Source organism: Delftia sp. DS1230 (genome assembly GCF_040112715.1).
Classification (GTDB): Bacteria; Pseudomonadota; Gammaproteobacteria; order Burkholderiales; family Burkholderiaceae_C; genus Comamonas; species Comamonas tsuruhatensis.
The window spans coordinates 1,316,609-1,336,240 of record NZ_CP157763.1 but is presented as its reverse complement, the minus strand read 5'-3'; the positions used below and the strand labels follow the sequence as shown (position 1 = coordinate 1,336,240).

Sequence of the window (19,632 nt, the reverse complement as noted above, 5' to 3'; positions counted from 1 at the left end):
CGCCATGCCCCTGCTCGAAGTCTCCGGCCTCACCATCACCTTGCAGACCCCGCGCGGCCGCGCGCGTGCCGTGCAGAACCTGGAATTCATCCTGGAGCGCGGCGCCACGCTGGGCCTGATCGGCGAGTCGGGCTGCGGCAAGTCGCTGACCGCCCTGGCGCTGATGGGCCTGCTGCCGGAGCATGCGCAGGTGGACGGCAGCATCCGGCTCAACGGCCAGGAGCTGCTGGACATGGACGAGCGCGCGCTGTGCCGCCTGCGCGGCAACCGCATGGCCATGGTGTTTCAGGAGCCCATGACGGCCCTCAACCCCGTGTACGGCATCGGCCGCCAGGTGGCCGAGCCGCTGCGCCACCACCAGCGCCTGGGCCGCCAGGCCGCGCGCGAGCGCGCAGTGGCCCTGTTGGAGCGCGTGGGCATTGCCCGCGCAGCCCAGCGCTTTGACGACTATCCGCACCAGTTCTCGGGCGGCCAGCGCCAGCGCATCACCATCGCCATGGCCCTGGCCTGCGGGCCCGACCTGCTGATCGCCGACGAACCTACCACGGCGCTGGACGTGACCGTGCAGCAGCAAATCCTGGATCTGCTGCAGGAACTGGTGGCAGAGCACTCCATGGCCTTGCTGCTGATCTCGCACGATCTGGGAGTGATCGCGCAAAACGTGGAGCAGCTGCAGGTGATGTACGGCGGCACCGTGGTCGAAAGCGGCATGACCGAGGCCATCTTCGCGCGCCGCGCCCATCCCTACACGCGCGGCCTGTTCGCCGCCAGGCCGCAGCTGGAGCCTTCGGGACCAGGCCACCAGCCGCCGGCGCGGTTGCCCACCATTGCCGGCACCGTGCCCGAGCTGGTGGACCTGCCAGCCGGATGCGCCTTCGCGGGCCGCTGCAGCTATACCGAGCCCACCTGCCACAGCGAGCGCCCGCGCGCCCTGGTGCTGGAGCGCCCGCAGCGGCCCACGCCCACTGCCCTGCAGGCCTGGGCACAGCCGCATGTGGTGCGCTGCCTGCGCTCCGAGGCCATTGCGCCGGGCATGCATACGCAGGGCCGCAGCACATGACGGAGCACGACCGCCAGGCACCGGCCGCTGCCGAGCCGCCCCTGCTGCAGGTGACGGACCTGGCCCGCAGCTACCGGCTGCCACGCCGCTCGTTGTGGCGTGCGCCGGAGCAGGTGCATGCGCTGCGCGGCGTGGATTTCACGCTGACGGCGGGGCGCAGCCTGGGCGTGGTGGGCGAGTCGGGTTCCGGCAAGTCCACGCTGGCACGCCTGGTCATGGCGCTGGACACTCCCAGCGCCGGCAGCGTGCAGCTGCTGGGCCAGGATCTGCACCGGCTCGGCAACCAGGCACTGCGCATGGCGCGCCGCGATTTCCAGATGGTGTTCCAGGATCCTTACGGTTCGCTGGACCCGCGCATGACGGTGGAACACATCGTCTGCGAGCCCCTGACCGCCCAGCCTGCACCGCCCGAGCGCGCAGCCCGGCGCGACCTGGCCCGCGCCACGCTGGAGCAGGTCGGGCTGCGCGTGCAGGACCTGGACAAGTACCCGCATGAATTCTCGGGCGGCCAGCGCCAGCGCATCGCCATTGCACGCGCCCTGGTCACGCGGCCCCGCCTCATCGTGGCCGATGAGCCCGTGAGCGCCCTCGACGTCTCGGTGCAGGCCCAGGTACTGAACCTGCTGCGCGATCTGCAGCAGCAGCTGGGCCTGTCCTACCTGTTCATCAGCCACGACCTGGCCGTGGTCCAGCACCTGTGCGACGACGCCATCGTGCTGAGCGAAGGCCGCATCGTCGAGCGCGGGGCTCCGCAGCAACTGTTCCACGCCCCGCAGCATCCCTACACCCAGGCCCTGGTACGGGCCGTGCCACGCATCGCCCTGCAGCACCGCGCCTGAAAGCCGAAAGCTGACAACCACCGGCGCGGACCGGGCCCTCATGGCCACGCGCACGTGCGCCCTGGTGTAAAAACACTGCTGCAGGCCGCAGCCAGCGGCCCATGACCCATCTGCAAGAATTTCCGGAGACCTGTTCATGTTCAATCGCCGTTCCCTGCTGGCCAGCTCCGCTGCTGCCGGCCTGCCCCTGCTGATGCCCTGGCCTGCGCTGGCCCAGGGCCGCAAGGACAGTGTCACGCTGGCGATGACGCTGGAGCCGCCGGGGCTGGACCCCACGGCCGGCGCCGCATCGTCCATTGGCGAGATCGTGCTCTACAACCTGTTCGAGACGCTGACCAAGATCAATCCGGACGGCAGCGTCTCCCCGCTGCTGGCCGAAAGCTGGGAGGTCTCGCCCGACCTCAAGACCTACACCTTCCGCCTGCGCAAGGGTGTGAGTTTCCAGAACGGCGAGCCCTGCAACGCCCACAGCGTGAAGTACTCCTTCGACCGCGCGGGCGACGACAAGAGCACCAACAAGGACAAGCGCACCTTCGCCGCCCTGTCCACGCGCGTGGTGGATGACCACACGGTGGTCGTCACCAACAAGGACATCGACCCCGACTTCCTCTTCGTGCTGGGGCAGGCGACCTCCATCATCGTGGAGCCCAAGAGCGCTGCCACCAACGCCACGCGCCCCGTGGGCACGGGCCCCTACCAGCTGGGCAACTGGAACAAGGGCGCCTCGGTCACGCTCACGGCCTGGCCCCGGTACCGCACGGCCCCCGGCCTGCGCATTCGCCGTGCCACCTTCCGCTTCATCTCCGACCCTGCAGCCCAGGTGGCCGCACTGCTGGCCGGCGATGTCGACGCCTTCCCGCGCGTCACGCCGCGCAGCGTGGCCCAGTTCAAGGCCAACGGGCGCTTCCAGGTCGTGGTCAGCGGCTCGCGGGCCAAGACCATCCTGGCCATGAACAACGCGCGCAAGCCCTTGAACGATGCGCGGGTGCGCCGCGCCATCGCCGCCGCCATCGACCGCAAGGCCGTCATCGACGGCGCGGGCGACGGCTACGGCCTGCCCATTGGCAGCTACTACGTGCCCACGGCCTTCGGCTACGTGGACACCACGGGCATCAACCCCTTCGACGTGGAAAAGGCCAAGGCGCTGCTGGCCGAGGCCGGCGTCAAGACGCCGCTGGAGCTGACCATGACCCTGCCGCCCACGCCCTACGCGCGCCAGGGCGGCGAGGTGATTGCCGCGCAGCTGGCCAAGATCGGCATCCGCGCCAAGCTGCAGAACGTCGAATGGGCGCAGTGGCTGTCGGGCACCTACACGCTCAAGAACTACGACCTGACGCTGATCTCCCATGTCGAGCCCTTCGACCTGGGCAACTTCGCCAAGCCCGACTACTACTGGGGCTACCAGTCGTCCCAGTTCAACGAGCTGTACGACAAGATCAAGAACGCCTCGCGCCCCGCCGACCGCTCGCGCCTGCTGGGCGATGCGCAGCGCCTGCTGGCCCAGGATTGCGTGCACGCCTTCCTCTACACGCCGCAATGGGTCACCGTGGCCAACAAGAACCTGCGCGGACTGTGGAAGGACATGCCCGTCTTCGTCAACGATCTCTCCGCACTGTCCTGGGCCACCTGAACCGCGCACAGGCTGAGCCACAGGCGACAGGCGCGCCGGTGGCACCGGGCCACACTGCGCCAGATCTGCCGCAAGAACCGCCATCTTCGAGGAAGCCGCGATGACTGGAACGACACAGGCCCTGCACGACCTGCCCGCCCATGCGCTGCTGCGCGCCTACCGGGACCGCAGCCTCTCGCCCGTCGAGGTCATGCACGACCTGCTGGCCCATGTGCAGCGCTGGGAGCCGGCCCTGCACGCCACCTACCTGCTGCGCCCCGAGGCCGCCCTGGCCCGGGCCCGCGAGAGCGAGGCCCGCTGGCTGCGTGGCGAGCCGGCCGGCCTGCTCGACGGCGTTCCCGCCACGGTCAAGGACAACATCGCCACGCGCGGCGATCCCACGCCCGTGGGCACGGCCGCCATGCCGCAGGTCGCGGCCCCGCTGGATGCCCCACCCGCTGCACGCCTGCGCGAGGCAGGCGCCATCCTTTTCGCCAAGACCACCATGCCCGACTACGGCATGCTGTCGTCCGGCCTGTCCTCGCTGCACGGCAACACCTTCAACCCCTGGGATCCGGACAAGACGCCGGGCGGCTCCAGCGCCGGTGCGGGCGCCGCTGCGGCGGCCGGCTACGGGCCGCTGCACGTGGGCACGGACATCGGCGGCTCCATCCGCCTGCCGGCGGGCTGGTGCGGCATCTTCGGCCTCAAGCCCAGCCTGGGCCGCGTGCCCATAGACCCGCCCTACACCGGCCGCTGCGCAGGTCCCATGACCCGCAGCGTGGCCGACGCCGCGCTGATGATGCAGGTGCTGTCCCTGCCCGATGCACGCGACAGCATGGGCCTGCCGCACCAGGAGATTGCATGGCACAGCTTCGACATGGACCCTGCCCAGGTGCGCGGCCTGCGCATAGGCCTGCTGCTGGATGCCGGCTGCGGCCTGCCCCTGCAGCCCCGCGTGCGCGCCGTGGTGGAGCAGGCTGCGGCCTGGCTGGAATCGGCCGGCGCGCACATCGAGCGCATCGAGCCCTGGCTCACCCGCGACATGCTCGACGGCCTCGACCATTTCTGGCGCATGCGATCGCATGTGGAAATCCAGTCGCTGACGGATGCGCAGCGCCGCGTGATCCTGCCCTTCATCCGCGAATGGGCCGACAGTGCCGCGCCACTGACAGCCACGCAGCTGTTCGTGGCCAGCCAGCAGTCGCACCTTCTGCGCACGGCCACGGTGCGGGCCACGGCGGCCTACGACTATGTGCTGTCGCCCGTGGCGCCGATCACGGCTTTCCCGGCCCACCTGCCCAGCCCCACCAACGACCCGCTGCGGCCGCTGGAGCACATTGCCTTTACCGTGCCCTACAACATGTCCGAACAGCCCGCCGCATCCGTGCCCTGCGGGCATGACGGGCAGCTGCCCATAGGCGTGCAGATCGCAGGCCGCCGGTTCGACGACCTGGGCGTGCTCCGGCTCAGCCGGGTGCTGGAGCAGTTGCGCCCACCCCAGCCCGCCTGGCCACAGCCCGTTCAGTCGGGCCAGGACCGGGCGCAGACTGCATCGGCTACTCCAGCCTGATTCCCGCCTCCTTCACGATGCGCGCCCAGCGCGGCATGTCGCGCGCCATGACGGAGGCCAATTCCTCGGGCGTGCCGCCCACCGGGCGCAGGCCCATGGAGGCCAGGCGGCCGCTGAGTTCGGGCGTGGCCACGATGCGCCGCACCTCCGCCGAGAGCCGGTCCACGATGGGCCGGGGCGTTCCCGCCGCCACGAAGGTGGCGAACCAGCCATTGGCCTCGAAGCCGGCCAGGCCCAGCTCGGCAAACGTGGGCACCTCGGGCAGCGCCGGATGGCGCTGCATGCCGGTGATGGCCAGGATGCGGATCTTGTCCGACTTCAGGTGCGCATTGGCCGAGGACACATCGATGAAGCCCGACGACAGCTGCCCGCCCAGCACGTCGTTGACCAGCGGCGCCGCGCCCTTGTAGGGAATCAGCGCCAGGTCCAGCCCGGCCCGGGCGCGCAGCAGCTCGCCATGCATGTGCGAGGAGGTGCCGTTGCCGTAATTGCCGTTGCTGTACTTGCCCGGATGGGCCTTGACCAGGGCGATGAACTCCTGCAGCGTCGTGGCCGGCACGTCGCGCGGCACCACGAACAGGTCCGAGGACAGGGCCACCTGCGATACGGGGGCAAAGTCCTTGAGCACGTCATAGGGCATCCTGGCGTACAGCGCAGGCGACTGGATCATGGCCGTGATCCCCAGCAGCAGCGTGTAGCCGTCTGGCGGCGACTTGGCCACCACGTCGCCGCCGATGATGCCGCTGGAGCCCGGCCGGTTCTCCACCACCACGGGCTGGCCCCAGGCCTGGCTCAGTTGCTGGGCAATGATGCGCCCGATGATGTCGGTGCCGCCGCCTGCCGGGTAGGGAATCACCATGCGCAGCGGCTTGGACGGGTAGGCACCGCCTGCCGGCTGTGCAAAGGCGATCGGCGATGCCGTTCCCAGGGCGGCACCCAGTGAGGCGCTGGCAGCGCATGCCAGCGCCGCCCGCAGGCAGCCGCGTCGGCTCGATTCCATGGCTTGTCTCCTTGTCCTTCGGTGCTCCGCCCTCGTTGGCGGGGCGGTGTGCCCTGCCGCAGTGGCAGGGTCCATGGACAGTGTGGCCACCAGGCCTTCAGCCACCAATCGCCGATCGTCTCAAAATGATTGGCAAAAAAGATCAGCGGCCGCGATGCTGGGCCTGCCGGTAGGCGCCCGGCGGCAGGCCGGTCCAGCCCTTGAAGGCGCGGTGGAAGGTGCTGGCCTCGGCAAACCCCACGCGCGCGGCGATATCGGCCAGCGTCAGCTCCGGCCGGTTCAGCAGCTCGATGGCCGCGTCGCGGCGCAGGTCGTCCTTGAGAGATTGGAAACCCAGGCCTTCGTCGCGCAAGCGGCGGCGCAGCGTCTGCGGCGTCATGGACAGCGCGGCGCCGACCTGCTCCAGCGAAGGCAGCTCGCCCGCCAGATCGCGGCGCAGCAGGCGGCGGATGCGCTCGCCCAGGCGCGTGCGGTCGCGGTAGCGGATGACCAGGCCCATGGCCGCCTGGTCCAGGAATTCGGCCAGGCTCTCAGGGGTCTGCACCACGGGCAGCTCCAGCCAGCGCGCATCGAACTCCAGCCCCGTGAAGTCGCGGTCGCGCTGCAGCGGCGCCAGGAACAGGCGCTGCGCCTCCGTGCCATACGGCATGCTGGCGCCGGCCGGCGCGCACACGCCCGTCAGCTCTATCCTGCGCGACACCAGCCACGACATGACGCCATAGCCCAGAAAGCAGAAGGACCGCTCGGCATAGGCCAGCGGCGCATCGCGCTCGCGCAGCGACACCATGGCGATGCGGGCCACGCCGTCCACGACCTGCAGCCGGGGCGCGAAGTCGCGCAGCACCAGGCGGTAGAAACGCAGCCCGGCCTGCAATGCCTCGCCCAGCGTGCGGCAAGGCAGCATGGTGCGGCAGGCCTGGGCAAAACTGCCCACGGGCAGCGGATGGCGGCACAGGCCCCACAGCTCGTCGCGGCAGACGCGGCGCAGCACGCGGATCAGCGCCGCGTACTGCGCCTGGGTCACGCGTGACAGCGGCGCATCCAGCAGGGCAGGCGCAATGCCGGCGCGGCGCAGGATGGCTGGCACATCCATGCCATTGCGCTGCACGCCCTGCACGATCTGCAAAACCTGGACGATGGCAATGGTGTGGGCCGTGGTCTGTGGCATGGGTTTGATGAGGACGCCGCTGCTCATGGCGCCAAGGGGCGTGAGCGAAAAAGCATGGAGGGACTGTGCCACGGCCCCGCACTAGTGTGAACAGGCCCTAGCGCTGCACCAGCGCCAGCCGCACCGCCATGCCCAGGAACACCAGCCCGGCCACGCGGTTGAGCCAGTTCTGCGCACGCACGGATCGCTGCAGCAGCACGCCGAACCAGCCCGAGCAGCATGCGATGGCACCGAACACCAGCAGCGCCGCCAGCATGAACACGCAGCCCAGCACCATCACCTGCGTGGCCACGCCGCCGCGCGCGGGGTCCGCGAACTGCGGCAGAAAGGCCAGGAAGAAGATCAGCACCTTGGGGTTGGTGAGGTTCATCACCACGCCACGCCCCACCCAGCGCAGCGCTCGTGCGGGGGTCAGCGGGTCGGCTGCGCCGGCCTGCGGCATCTCGCCCGGCCGGGCCACGGCGCGCAGCGCACCCCAGGCCAGCCAGGCCAGGTAGGCGGCGCCGCACAGCTTGATGGCGGTGAACAGCAGGGGCGACGCAGCCACCAGCGCCGCCAAACCCAGCGCAACCGCCGCCGTATGCACCACCAGCCCCAGGCACAGGCCCAGTACCACGCACAGGCCCACGCGCCAGCCGCGCTGGGCCGATTGCATGAGCACGAACAGGTTGTCAGGCCCCGGGCTCAGGCCCAGCAGCACGGCCACGCCGAAAAAGGCCAGCAAGGTTTCAAAGGTGGGCATCGCTTGTCTCTTCCCGATTCGAGTATTTCAGTGCGGCGCAGATCAGGCCTGGGCCGTGACGATCCAGCCTTCCAGCGGGTCCAGGTCGTGCGGCAACCCGTAGAGCGCATCGCCCTGCGCATGGCGGGCCGCAGCCCAGGCGGCCTGCAGCATGCAGATTGCGGCGTCCAGCCGGTCTCCGCTGCCGTCCGCCAGCAACTGGTTGCGGGTTTCTTCGGCGTCGATACGCAGGCGCAACGCCAGCGGGTTGTCGCCGCGCTCCAGCGCCGCCAGCAATTGCACGCGCGCCTGATGGCGTTCGGGCGTTTGCCGTGCGGGTTCGTCGCTTTTGTAGCTGAGGCGGCCGATCACGGCGCGCGCCAGCATGCCCGGGTAGGCTTCCAGCGCCACGCGGCGCGCATCGCCTTTGCCGGGAGGCTGCAGGCCCGGCAGGTGCACGCCGGCCGCGCGCAGCAAGGGCAGCCCGGCATGCAGCATGTAGGCCACGGGCGGGTTCACCCATTTCATGGAAGGGCTGGCACCGGCAGGCCCGTCCGTGGCCCGGTGCGCGAACTTTCCGCCTGCGGGCCGCGCCGCGCAAAAGGCCTTGAACTGCTCGCGTATGGCCTGGCGCGTGAGGCCGGCATAGTGGTCCATGCAGGCCGCCCATTCCGTGGGCCAGCCCAGCTGCTCCACCAGTTCGCGCGGCAGGGCAAAAGGCAGGTCGAAACCGCCCACCCAGGCTGACTGCGCCGACTGCGCCGAATCGGCGGGCCGGGCCAGCCAGGCGGCCCATGCGTCCAGCGAGGCGAACTCCAGCAAATCCTGCAGGACCACCGTGTCCCCAGCCAGCAGGCGGCCCAGGGCCATGGTGATGGGCTTGCGCGCCGTAGGTCGGCTGCTGAAATCGCAGCCCAGTACCCGCATTGCCGCCATGGTGCTCAGCCCAGGCCCAGCGCCGTCACACCGACGGCAATGCACACGGCGCCCGCAATGCGTGCCAGGCGATCGCCTTCGCGCAGCATGTGCCCGCCGATCAGCGCCGCGAACAGCATGGAGACTTCGCGCGCAGGCGCCACGTGCGACATGGGCGCATCCTGCATGGCGTAGAGCACGAGCACGTAGGCGATGGGGCTGATCAGCGCCACCAGGGCCGCGAAGCGCCACTGCGCGCGCCACAGATGCCGGGCCGTGGGCAGGTCGCGCAGCACCACGGGCGCCAGCAGGAACACGCGCACGAAGTTGCCCATGTAGTCGATGAGGATGGGCGACATCAGCAGCAGCTTCACGCCATAGCCGTCCACCACGGTGTAGCTGGCGATGAAGGCGCCCGTCAGCAGGCCGTACCACAGGCCCATCCTGAGCCGTTCGCGGGCTTCGGGATCATGGCGCGCGCGCAGCAGGCCGGGGCCTCCCGCGATCAGGAAGACGCCGACCACCACGCCGGCAATGCCCAGCACGCCCAACGAGGAAATCCGCTCACCCAGAAAGAGGATGGCCACCATGGACGACAGCAGCGGCCCCGAGCCGCGCGCCAGCGGATAGACCACGGTGAGATCGGCGCTGCGGTAGCCGCGCAGCAAGGTCACGTAGTAGGCCACGTGCAGCAGGCCGCTGGCCAGCACCACCAGCCATTCGCTGCGCCCCCATGTCGGCACCACATCGCGCCCCACCCACCAGCCCAGTGGCGCCCAGATCACCATCATGATGACCGAGGTGAAGAAGGCAAAGCGCGAATCACCGCCCGCCTTCTTGGCCACGATGTTCCAGCCGGCATGGATGAGGCCGGCAATGATGATCAGGGCAAAGGCTTGCAGCGACATGGGCAGGTCCGGGGAAAGCGGGGCGGGGCGCGGGAAAGAAAAAAGGCCGCGCACTGCGCAGCCTGGGGTGTTGTGTGAGGCGTCCGGGGACGCCACCCCGGGGATTTACTTGCGGCTGGACACCAGCGAGAGGAACTCGCGGCGCAGTTCCGGGTTGGTGAGGAAGGCGCCGCGCATGACGGAGTTCAGCATCTTGCTGTCCATCTCGCGCACACCGCGCCAGGACATGCAAAAGTGCGAAGCCTCCATGACCACGGCCAGGCCGTCGGGGCGGGTCTTGTCGAGGATCAGGTCGGCCAACTGGATGATGGCCTCTTCCTGGATCTGGGGGCGGCCCATGATCCAGTCCACCAGCCGCGCGTACTTCGACAGGCCGATGACATTGGTGTTCTTGTTGGGCAGCACGCCGATCCAGATCTTGCCGATCACCGGGCACAGATGGTGGCTGCAGGCGCTGCGCACCGTGATCGGGCCGACGATCATCAGCTCGTTGAGGTGCTCAGCGTTGGGGAATTCGGTGATGGCGGGCTGCGCCACATAGCGGCCCCGGAACACCTCGTTGACATACATCTTGGCCACGCGGCGCGCCGTGGCGCGCGTGTTGTGGTCGTGCGTGGTGTCGATGACCATGCTGTCGAGCACGCCCTGCATCTTTTCCTGGACTTCGTCGAGCAGCTGCTCGAGTTCACCGGGCTCGATGAATTCGGAGATGTTGTCGTTCGCATGAAAGCGCTTTTGCGCCTGCTTCAGTCGTTCGCGGATCTTGACCGAGACGGGGGTGCCCTCGGCCTGGCTGTCTTGTTTCATGTCGACGAGTTCTCTGAACATGGCTGGCATGGTAACAGCGAAACCCGCAGCATGGCACGCAAGGGATTTTCCACCCAAACGCAGGTTCTGCCCGCCCCGAAAGCTATCAATTCGATAGCAAAAGAGTGGCGTGTGTCAGAGCGGCCAGGGCTAGAGGCGGAATTCCGCAATCAGCGGCAGATGGTCCGACATGCGCCACCAGATGCGCCCCTTGGGCACATGCAGGCCCAGCGGCGTGAGGCCGCGCACATAGACATGGTCCAGCTGGGCCAGCGGCAGGCGCGAGGGATAGGTGGGCACGCTGGGCAATTCGTCGTATTCGTACAGGCCGAAACCGCCCAGCATGCGCTTGATCTGGCCACCCCAGTCGTTGAAGTCGCCAGCCACCACCACGGGCGCGCCGGGCGGCACCTCTCGCTCGATGAAGCGCTTGAGCTGGGAGACCTGGCGCACGCGGCTGCCGGGGATCAGCCCCAGGTGCACCACGATGGTGTGCACGCGCCGGTTCTGCACTTCCACCTCCACATGCAGCAGGCCACGCTGCTCGAAGCGGTGGTCGGAGATGTCCTCGTGCTGGTGGCCCACCACGGGCCAGCGGGTCAGCAGCGCGTTGCCGTGCTCGCCGTGGCGGGTGTAGGCGTTGGTGCGGTAGACGGCCTCATAGCCCAGGGGAGCCAGATACTCCGCCTGCGAGACCTGGGGCCAGCGCTCGAAGTACGCGGCCTCCTTGTGGTTCATCTTGCGCACTTCCTGCAGGCAGACGATGTCGGCATCGAGCTGCTCCACGGCGTGGCCCAGGTTGTGGATTTCAAGGCGGCGCGCGGGACCCATGCCCTGCACGCCCTTGTGGATGTTGTAGGTCGCGACGCGCAGTATCGACGGGCCGGGGTCCACCTGATGGGAATTCGCGTTTTCAGTCATGGCGGTTCGGGAACGCAGGTGAGGGGTTCAGTCCGGCTTCGTTGGGGAAAAACGTGGAAGCAGCAAGATGGCCTCCGCATTGGACGGTGAATAGCAGCGCTGGGCAGCCTCACGCCAATGATGCCAAGCAGATGCGGTATGTTCCCTCGGATTCAAGAACACAGGGGTGTAGGACGGAATCCGCAGCCCGAAAACCCTCTCGCGGTTGTGCCATACACCGGGCGCATAGCGGTGCTGCCAGGCAGGGTAGATGGTGTAGATGTTCTCCAGCGCCCAGTCCTGCAGCAGGCAGCCGGGCGCCTCGGCATCGATGCCGGTTTCTTCCCGCACCTCGCGCACCGCGGTCTCACGCCAGGACTCGCCCTCATGGTCCTTGCTGCCCGTCACCGACTGCCAGAACTCCCCGCCCTCAGGCGCCGCAGCGGTGCGGCGCATCAGCAGCACCTGGCCGTCATCACGGTGGATGACGACCAGCACCGACTCGGGGATCTTGTGGCCGGCCATGGCTGGCCTCAGTTCCTGCCCTGCCCGGCCTTGGTGGCCACCGGCGGTGGCAGCTCCTTGGCCCGCAGCGCGCGCACCTGAAAGACCAGCTGGTTGTGCGCATCCAGAAAGGCAGCGGCGATGACCTTGCCCTCGTTGGTATTGCTCCAGCCCGCGCCCGCAGCGCCCAGGCGGCCCAGCACCATGCCGCCCACGCCCAGATCGGTGGTGCGGGCTGCACCCGTGGCAGCGGCCACCTGCTCGGTGGTTTCGTTGTCCGACAGCAGCAGCGCGGTCTGCGCCTCCTTGAACTTGACCTGCTCGACCAGGCCGGCCAGCCCTGCAATGTCTCGCAGCACCGGGATCATGGCGACCACACCGGCCAGCCCGCGGCCCGCGTCCTGCTCGCTGAAGGTCAGGCTGGGCGTCAGCGTGTACTGGGCCTCGTAGCCCCGGCCCTTGCGCACCGTGGAGTTCTCGCGCAGCACGCCGGAATTCTTCAGGTCCTGCTCCTGCACCGTGCCGCGCAGGCCCGCTCCCCGGTCCACCACGCGAAAGCACCCGCTTTGCTGGGCCAGCAGCTTGACCAGCGGAACGGGCGAGGCCGGCAGCTGATAGCCTGAGCCCATGACGTAGCCGTTGGGATTCTCGGCCAGGGCCAGCGTGGCCACGGGCGCATCGCAGCGCACGAGTTCGCGCGACCCGTTGTTCGCCCCCAGCGGCCCGGCAGAGCCCGTGATCTCCGAACCGCCCTGCCCCAGCTCGGTCTTCTTCTCGCCGCAACCGGACAGGCCCAGCCCTGCCGACACCGCCAACGCCAGCGCCACCGATGCAATGCCTTGAAAACGCATGAAAGCTCTCCGCAAAAAAGAAAAACGGCAGAAGCTGCGCCAGCTCCTGCCGTTCCTGTCAAGCCGTGAAGCCTGCTCCTCAGCCCTGCGTGGCCGCCAGCGGATTGCGCAGGCGGATGTGCAGCTCGCGCAGCTGCTTTTCGTCCACGGGCGAAGGTGCCTGCGTCAGCAGGTCCTGGGCGCGCTGGGTCTTGGGGAAGGCGATCACGTCGCGGATGGAGTCGGCGCCCGTCATCAGCGTGATCAGGCGGTCCAGGCCGAAGGCCAGGCCGCCGTGCGGGGGGGCGCCGTATTGCAGCGCGTCCAGCAGGTAGCCGAACTTGGCGCGAGCGTCTTCGGGCGAGATCTTGAGCGCGTCAAACACCTTGCTCTGCACGTCGGCGCGGTGGATACGCACCGAGCCGCCGCCCAGCTCCCAGCCGTTCAGGACCATGTCGTAGGCCTTGGCCAGGCAGTTGCCCGGATCGGTGACCATGAGTTCCTCGTGGCCGTCCTTGGGCGAGGTGAACGGGTGGTGCACGGCCGCCCAGCGGTCGTTTTCCTCGTCGTGCTCGAACATGGGGAAGTCCACCACCCACAGCGGCGCCCAGCGGTCCTCGAACAGGCCGTTGGCCTTGCCGAAATCGCTGTGGCCCACCTTCAGGCGCAGCGCGCCGATGGAGTCGTTGACGATCTTTTCCTTGTCGGCGCCGAAGAAGATGAGGTCGCCGTCCTGTGCACCCGTGCGCTTGAGGATTTCGGCAAGGGCCGCGTCATGCAGGTTCTTGACGATGGGCGACTGCAGGCCATCGCGGCCCTTGGCCACTTCGTTGACCTTGATCCAGGCCAGGCCCTTGGCGCCGTAGATCTTGACGAATTCGGTGTACTGGTCGATCTCGCCGCGCGAGATCTGCGAGCCGCCGGGCACGCGCAGTGCCACCACGCGGCCGCCCTTGGTCGTGGCGGGCGTGGAGAACACCTTGAAGTCCACGTCCTTCATGACCTCGGTCAGTTCGGTGAACTCGAGCTTGACGCGCAGGTCGGGCTTGTCCGAGCCGAAGCGGAAGGCCGCTTCCTGGTACGTCATCATCGGGAACTCGCCCAGATCCACGTTCAGCTGGGTCTTGAAGACCTCGGTGATCATGCGCTGGAAGATGGCGCGGATTTCCTCTTCGCCCAGGAACGAGGTCTCGCAGTCGATCTGCGTGAACTCGGGCTGGCGGTCGGCGCGCAGGTCTTCGTCGCGGAAGCACTTGGTGATCTGGTAGTAGCGGTCGTAGCCGGCCACCATCAGCATCTGCTTGTACAGCTGGGGCGACTGCGGAAGGGCGAAGAACTCGCCGTCGTGCACGCGGCTGGGCACCAGGTAGTCGCGCGCGCCTTCGGGCGTGCTCTTGCCCAGCATGGGCGTTTCGATATCGATGAAGCCTTCCTTGTCCAGGAAGTTGCGCACCTGGATGGCCGTGCGGTAGCGCAGCATCATGTTGCGCTGCATGTAGGGGCGGCGCAGGTCCAGCACGCGGTTGGTCAGGCGCACGGTCTCGGACAGGTTCTCGTCGTCCAGCTGGAACGGCGGGGTGACCGAGGCGTTGAGCACGTTCAGCTCATGGCACAGCACTTCGATCTGGCCGCTCTTGAGCTTGTCGTTGGTCGTGCCTTCGGGACGTGCGCGCACCAGGCCCTTGACCTGCACGCAGAACTCGTTGCGCAGGCCTTCGGCGGTCTTGAACATCTCGGCGCGATCGGGATCGCAGACCACCTGCACATAGCCTTCGCGGTCGCGCAGGTCGATGAAGATCACACCGCCATGGTCGCGGCGACGGTTCACCCAGCCGCACAGGGTAACGGTTTCGCCCATCAGGGCTTCGGTCACGAGACCGCAGTAGTGGGAGCGCATGGCCATGATGAAAAGCTTCCTGCGCCCGGCAAGGGCGCGACAGTTTGTTATTTGGGTTCCGCGGGCACTGCGAGATCCGGTGGAGTCACCACGCCCATGGAAACAATGTACTTGAGCGCGGCATCCACGCTCATTTCCAGTTCGATGCAATCGCTCTTGCGAACGATGACGAAATAGCCGCCCGTCGGGTTGGGCGTGGTCGGCACGAAGACGCTCAGGTATTCGTCGCGCAGGTAGGCGGCAACCTCCCCGCTGGGCGAGCCGGTGACGAAGGCCACGGTCCAGACGCCTTCACGCGGCCACTGCACCAGCACGGCGGTGCGAAACGCATTGCCGCTGTCCGAGAACACGGTATCGGACACCTGCTTGACGCTGGAATAGATGGAGCGCACCACAGGAATGCGGCTGACCACCGCATCGCCCCAGGACACGAGCTTGCGGCCGATGAAGTTGCTGGCCGCCGCACCGACCACGAGCAGGATCAGCAGCGTCAGCACGACACCGAAGCCGGGGATATGGAAGCCCAGCAACCGATCCGGATGCCAGGCCTCGGGCAGGATGGTCAGCGTCTGGTCGAGCGTGCCGATGATCCAGTTGAGCACGCCCAGCGTGATCACCAGCGGAACGATCACCAGCAGGCCGGCGAACAGCCATTTGCGCAGAGCGGACATGAAATGCAAGCCTTGATCAATGGGCCGTTGCGGGCGCGGAGGCAGATGCAGGGGCCGCAGCGGGCGCGGACGCAGTTGCCGCTGGTGCGGCAGAAGTATCCGAGGCAGGAGCATCGGCTGCGGGAGCCGGTGCGGCGGCGCTCTTGCCACCGCTGTTCTTGAAGTCGGTCGCATACCAGCCCGAGCCCTTGAGCTGGAAGCCGGCAGCTGTCAGCTGCTTGGAGAAGGTCTCGGCCCCGCAGGCCGGACAGGTCGTCAGCGGGGCATCCGAGATTTTCCGCAGCACGTCCTTGGCATGACCGCAGGAGCCACACTTGTATGCATAAATAGGCATGGCGCTAATGCTAATACGAGGGAAGATGCAAAACTTTCGATTATAGGCATCCGTCCGATACTGCGGCTGTCTCAAGCCCAATGGCCCAGGCGGGGCAGGCCACAAGGCGCGCGTACAGGGCCGGCAACTGGTGGCCTCCAATGAGAAATGCCAGTCGCGAAGACTGGCATTCCATCAGGCCCGACCGCCCCCGCTGCCGGGGGCTTGCCGCATCCGTGCTCAGCGCCGTACCCGGCCTCGCTGCGTTCCCAGGCCCGCCAGCATGACGGCCAGGCCCATCAGCACCAGGGCAGGCACCCCGGTGGCGGGGACCGGCTCCGGCGCCAACGCGGCAGCAACCACCAACTCCTGGTCACGCGAATTGTTGGCCGGCTCCGGGTCCGTGGTTCCACTGACCGCCGTCACGGTGGCTGTGAGGCTGCCCTGCGTGGTGGGCGTGAAGCTCACCGTGCAGGAAATGCTGGCACCCGAGGCCAGCGGCGTGCCTGTCGGCACCGCAGGCGTGCATGAGGTGCTGGCATCTGCCGGCAGCCCTGCGATGGAACAATTGGCAAAGGCCGCCGCATTGGGGCCGGCATTCGTGCAGACGAAAGAGCCCTTCACGGGAACACCCACGTTGGCGGTGGCCGGCAGCGTGACGCTGGTGGCCTGCATGTCGGCCCGCTCCACGGGATTGAAGGGGTGTGCCTTGGTGTTGTTGGCCGGCACCGGATCCACGGTGCTGCTGCTCGCCGTCACCAAGGCCGCGATGGTGCCCGTTGTGGTGGGCGTGAACTGCACCGTGCAGGCAATGCTGCCGCCCGATGCCAATGGCGAGGCCGTGGGAACGCTGGGTGTGCAGGACGTGGTCGCCCCGGCGGGCAGGCCGGAGATCACGCACGAGGCCGCCGTGGCCTCACTGGGGCCGGCATTGGTGCAGCTGAAGCTGCCGGACACCGGCGCGCCCACCGTCATGGTCAGGGGAAGCGTGATGGAGGTGGCCTGCATGTCGGCCGCTGGCGCAACCGCCAGCACAGCCAGTGTGGCCGGCTGGTTCAGGCCAATAAGACTGAGGTTGGAAGGACCGTTGGTGAAGCTGCCTGTCGCGGTCGGACGCACGTCGAGGCTCACCTCGCAGAAGGCGGCGCCCTGGGCCAGGTCTCCGTTGGACACGGTCACGATGCTGCCGCCTGCTGCCGCCTGCACGGTCGTGCCGGGGCAGGTGGTGCTGGCATTGCCCTCGACGACCAGTCCTGCAGGCAGGTTGTCGGTAAACGACCAGCCTTGCTTGCGCAGCAGATCGGTCGTATTGGTGATGGTCATGGTCAGCCGGGAGACCTGCCCGAGTTGGATGCTGGCAGGCGAGAAGGCCTTGTCCAGTTGCGGCGTGACATCGATGATCTGCGCGTTGTCGATCGACGAATCGTTGCCCATGGAGCCGGTCTGGTCGTTGTGCAGAACAAACCCGACAGAGGTCCCGCTGAAGAGCAGTGCTCCCGGAGAAGTCACCGTCTGGGCCACAGCGGTCTGGGTGCCGGCAATACCGATAGGTGTTGTATTGAATGACTGTCCACCCACGCATGGATTGATCGCGGTCGTGGAGATGGGCAGCTCCGTACCAGCGTCATTGATCAGGGAAAAACGCAGCAGCGGGGCGACAAATCCCGACGAGCAGAAGGTCGCCACCACATCGGTACGGGCCGTGAGGAATCTGCTGCTGGCACTTTGTGCAATATTGGTGGCGGTGCGAAAGGCAATTGCGCCAGCAGGAAAGGTCCCATTCGCTGTAAGCATTGCCATGACGTGATTGTTGCGTGCAGCCGCCGCACTCTGGCCCTGATAGCGCCCGGCGACCTCGGCCATCTGCTGCAGGTTGTTCCAATTGCCATGGTCCGAGCAGGCCGCAATCATCACCGTCGAACCTGGAGCCTGGCTGAAGGACGTCACTATGCCATTGCACTGGTTGGCGCTCATCCGGTACAGGGGGTCGGCGGTGTACGTCTGTCCCGCAGGGGCCGCGCCCTTGTAGGCCAGCAGATCCCGCCCCTCCGTGTCGATGGGGGGTGTCTGCGGGTTTTCGAAATCCTCGCTCCAGACAATGACCGGCGCGACCGGGATCCTCGGTGCAGCCATTGCCACCTGGCCGCACAGGGCTGGCACAAGCAAGGCGCCTCCAAGCCAACTCCATCGGAACCGGACGCCAGCGACAGGCCGCAGCTTCAGCCGGCGAGCCCTCGCAATCAGTTTGAGTGTTTTCATGACGGTGCTTCCTCCCAAGCGTTTGCTATTCGGAGGTCCGCCGTACTGTCACGACCTGTGCTTCACACCACCCAAGTCAGCATTCCGGGACCTCCACAATCCCAGCCGCTGAATATATAGTTAATAACTATTGATGATTGTCATCAATTGTTTTTGAAAATGATGGTGTGACGGCGCTTACCTTTCGGGGCTGAATTCAAGAATGTCTGCGCTGCGATTGGCCAGCCACTGCGGTGCCAGTGACCCGGCCAACATCCCCGTCACAGCCGCCAGCAGTCCGGCCAATTGCTGCGGAAATGCCTCGTGCAAAGCCGGCGTGGCCATGAAGACCACCCACACGCCAATGCCCAGTGCCACGGCGCAAATGGCGCCCTGCGTGGTGGCGCGCTTCCAGTACAGCCCGAAGACCAGCGGTACGAAGGCACCGACCAGCGGCACCTGGTAGGCGCTGGAGACCAACTCATAGATGGGCGTTCCTTCCATCTTGATCGAGTAGGCCAGCACGCAGATGCTGAAGACGAGCACGCTGATGCGCATGGCCAGCAGCATTTCCCGGTCGCTGGCCTGGGTGCGGAACTGGCGCCAGATGTTCTCGGTGAAGGTCACGCTGGGTGCCAGCAACGTGGCCGAGGCACAGGACTTGATGGCCGACAGCAGCGCGCCAAAGAACAGCACCTGCATGACGAAGGGCATCTTGTCCATGACCAGGGTGGGCAGCACCTTCTGCGGGTCCTGCCCGAGCAGTTCCGCCGCCTCCTGCGGCATGATGATCAGCGCGCTGGTCACCAGGAACATGGGCACGAAGGCAAAGAAGATATAGGCCGTGCCGCCGATGACGGTACCGCGCGTGGCGGCCTTTTCGCTGTTGGCCGACATCACGCGCTGGAACACGTCCTGCTGGGGGATGGAGCCCAGCATCATGGTGATGGCCGCGCCAAAGAAGAAGAGGATGTCATGCCAGCTGGGTTCGGGCCAGAACTGGAACAAGTCGCGGCTCACGGCCAGGTCGATGACCTTGTCGGCACCACCGGCCATGTCGCCCGCAAACCAGGCCAGTACCACGAGTCCGACCACGAGGATGATCATCTGCAGGAAATCGGTCACGGCCACCGACCACATGCCGCCGAACAGCGTGTAGGCCAGGATGGACACCACGCCGATGGCCATGCCCACGGGAATGCTGACCGTACCGCCCGACAGCAGGTTGAAAACCAGGCCCAGCGCCGTGACCTGGGCCGAGACCCAGCCCAGGTAGCTGAGCATGATGATCAGCGAGCAGACGATCTCGATGGAGCGCCCATAGCGGTGGCGGTAGTAGTCGCTGATGGTCAGCAGCGTCATGCGGTACAGCTTGCCCGCGAAGAACAGGCCCACCAGGATCAGGCACATGCCCGCGCCGAACGGGTCCTCGACCACGCCGCGCAGGCCGCCCTCGATGAACTTGGCGGGCACGCCCAGCACGATCTCCGAGCCGAACCACGTGGCAAACGTGGTGGTGATGATCATGTACATGGGCAGATGGCGCCCGGCAATTGCAAAGTCGGCCGTGTTCTTGACCCGCCTGGCCGCCCACAGGCCAATGGCTATGGTCACGAACAGGTAGGCGATCACCATTGAGAGCAGCACGCTGGCACTCCTGATTCAAAGTGGGAAAAGTC

18 protein-coding genes are annotated in these 19,632 nt (G+C 67.2%); 4 read left to right on the top strand and 14 right to left on the bottom strand.

The window, feature by feature from the left end; all coding sequences use genetic code 11:
* Positions 1-4: 4 nt before the first annotated feature.
* The 4 genes from AAN986_RS06010 (at position 5) to AAN986_RS05995 (ending at position 5,081) form a co-directional block, all read left to right on the top strand.
* On the top strand, positions 5-1,060 hold the full coding sequence (locus AAN986_RS06010; RefSeq protein ID WP_047217077.1) for an ABC transporter ATP-binding protein: 1,056 nt from the start codon (positions 5-7) through the stop codon (positions 1,058-1,060).
* Positions 1,057-1,899: an ATP-binding cassette domain-containing protein gene (locus AAN986_RS06005; RefSeq protein WP_034364074.1), complete on the top strand. Its 843-nt coding sequence runs from the start codon at positions 1,057-1,059 to the stop codon at positions 1,897-1,899. Before AAN986_RS06010 ends, AAN986_RS06005 begins: the two co-directional genes overlap by 4 nt.
* A gap of 136 nt (positions 1,900-2,035) precedes the next feature.
* Positions 2,036-3,529: an ABC transporter substrate-binding protein gene (locus AAN986_RS06000; protein ID WP_034364072.1), complete on the top strand. Its 1,494-nt coding sequence runs from the start codon at positions 2,036-2,038 to the stop codon at positions 3,527-3,529.
* Positions 3,530-3,629: 100 nt separating this feature from the next.
* On the top strand, positions 3,630-5,081 hold the full coding sequence (locus tag AAN986_RS05995; protein ID WP_016445689.1) for an amidase: 1,452 nt from the start codon (positions 3,630-3,632) through the stop codon (positions 5,079-5,081).
* Here AAN986_RS05995 and AAN986_RS05990 read toward each other — a convergent pair.
* The 14 genes from AAN986_RS05990 to AAN986_RS05925 all read right to left on the bottom strand — a co-directional run bounded on the left by AAN986_RS05990 (position 5,068) and on the right by AAN986_RS05925 (position 19,600).
* Positions 5,068-6,081: a tripartite tricarboxylate transporter substrate binding protein gene (locus AAN986_RS05990; protein WP_016445688.1), complete on the bottom strand. Its 1,014-nt coding sequence runs from the start codon at positions 6,079-6,081 to the stop codon at positions 5,068-5,070. The two genes, AAN986_RS05995 and AAN986_RS05990, sit on opposite strands and share 14 nt — an antisense overlap.
* Before the next feature lie 142 nt (positions 6,082-6,223).
* Positions 6,224-7,249: an AraC family transcriptional regulator gene (locus tag AAN986_RS05985; RefSeq protein WP_026062612.1), complete on the bottom strand. Its 1,026-nt coding sequence runs from the start codon at positions 7,247-7,249 to the stop codon at positions 6,224-6,226.
* A 97-nt stretch (positions 7,250-7,346) separates the two neighbouring features.
* Positions 7,347-7,991 (bottom strand): LysE family translocator, encoded by a 645-nt coding sequence (locus AAN986_RS05980; RefSeq protein ID WP_016445686.1) that lies wholly within the window; start codon positions 7,989-7,991, stop codon positions 7,347-7,349.
* Positions 7,992-8,033: 42 nt separating this feature from the next.
* A complete protein-coding gene (locus AAN986_RS05975; protein ID WP_047217078.1) occupies positions 8,034-8,897 on the bottom strand; it encodes a DUF429 domain-containing protein in 864 nt (287 codons plus the stop codon).
* Positions 8,898-8,911: 14 nt separating this feature from the next.
* A complete protein-coding gene (locus AAN986_RS05970) occupies positions 8,912-9,793 on the bottom strand; it encodes an EamA family transporter (RefSeq protein WP_017406293.1) in 882 nt (293 codons plus the stop codon).
* A 105-nt stretch (positions 9,794-9,898) separates the two neighbouring features.
* Positions 9,899-10,621 (bottom strand): GTP cyclohydrolase I, encoded by a 723-nt coding sequence (folE, locus tag AAN986_RS05965; protein ID WP_016445683.1) that lies wholly within the window; start codon positions 10,619-10,621, stop codon positions 9,899-9,901.
* Positions 10,622-10,750: 129 nt separating this feature from the next.
* Positions 10,751-11,521: an endonuclease/exonuclease/phosphatase family protein gene (locus AAN986_RS05960; RefSeq protein WP_016445682.1), complete on the bottom strand. Its 771-nt coding sequence runs from the start codon at positions 11,519-11,521 to the stop codon at positions 10,751-10,753.
* Positions 11,522-11,548: 27 nt separating this feature from the next.
* Positions 11,549-12,025, bottom strand: a complete 477-nt coding sequence (gene nudB / locus AAN986_RS05955; protein WP_046241037.1) for a dihydroneopterin triphosphate diphosphatase — start codon at positions 12,023-12,025, stop codon at positions 11,549-11,551.
* A gap of 8 nt (positions 12,026-12,033) precedes the next feature.
* Positions 12,034-12,855, bottom strand: a complete 822-nt coding sequence (locus AAN986_RS05950) for a CsgG/HfaB family protein (RefSeq protein ID WP_047217079.1) — start codon at positions 12,853-12,855, stop codon at positions 12,034-12,036.
* A 79-nt stretch (positions 12,856-12,934) separates the two neighbouring features.
* Positions 12,935-14,737, bottom strand: a complete 1,803-nt coding sequence (gene aspS / locus AAN986_RS05945) for an aspartate--tRNA ligase (RefSeq protein WP_016445679.1) — start codon at positions 14,735-14,737, stop codon at positions 12,935-12,937.
* A 41-nt stretch (positions 14,738-14,778) separates the two neighbouring features.
* On the bottom strand, positions 14,779-15,402 hold the full coding sequence (locus tag AAN986_RS05940) for a DUF502 domain-containing protein (RefSeq protein ID WP_016445678.1): 624 nt from the start codon (positions 15,400-15,402) through the stop codon (positions 14,779-14,781).
* 16 nt (positions 15,403-15,418) lie between these two features.
* Positions 15,419-15,736 carry an FmdB family zinc ribbon protein gene (locus AAN986_RS05935; RefSeq protein ID WP_016445677.1) on the bottom strand — a complete coding sequence of 106 codons (318 nt, stop codon included), beginning with the start codon at positions 15,734-15,736 and terminating at the stop codon, positions 15,419-15,421.
* Between the two features lie 219 nt (positions 15,737-15,955).
* A complete protein-coding gene (locus AAN986_RS05930) occupies positions 15,956-17,974 on the bottom strand; it encodes a DUF11 domain-containing protein (protein WP_047217080.1) in 2,019 nt (672 codons plus the stop codon).
* Positions 17,975-18,151: 177 nt separating this feature from the next.
* A complete protein-coding gene (locus AAN986_RS05925) occupies positions 18,152-19,600 on the bottom strand; it encodes a sodium:solute symporter family protein (protein ID WP_047217081.1) in 1,449 nt (482 codons plus the stop codon).
* Positions 19,601-19,632 lie beyond the last annotated feature (32 nt).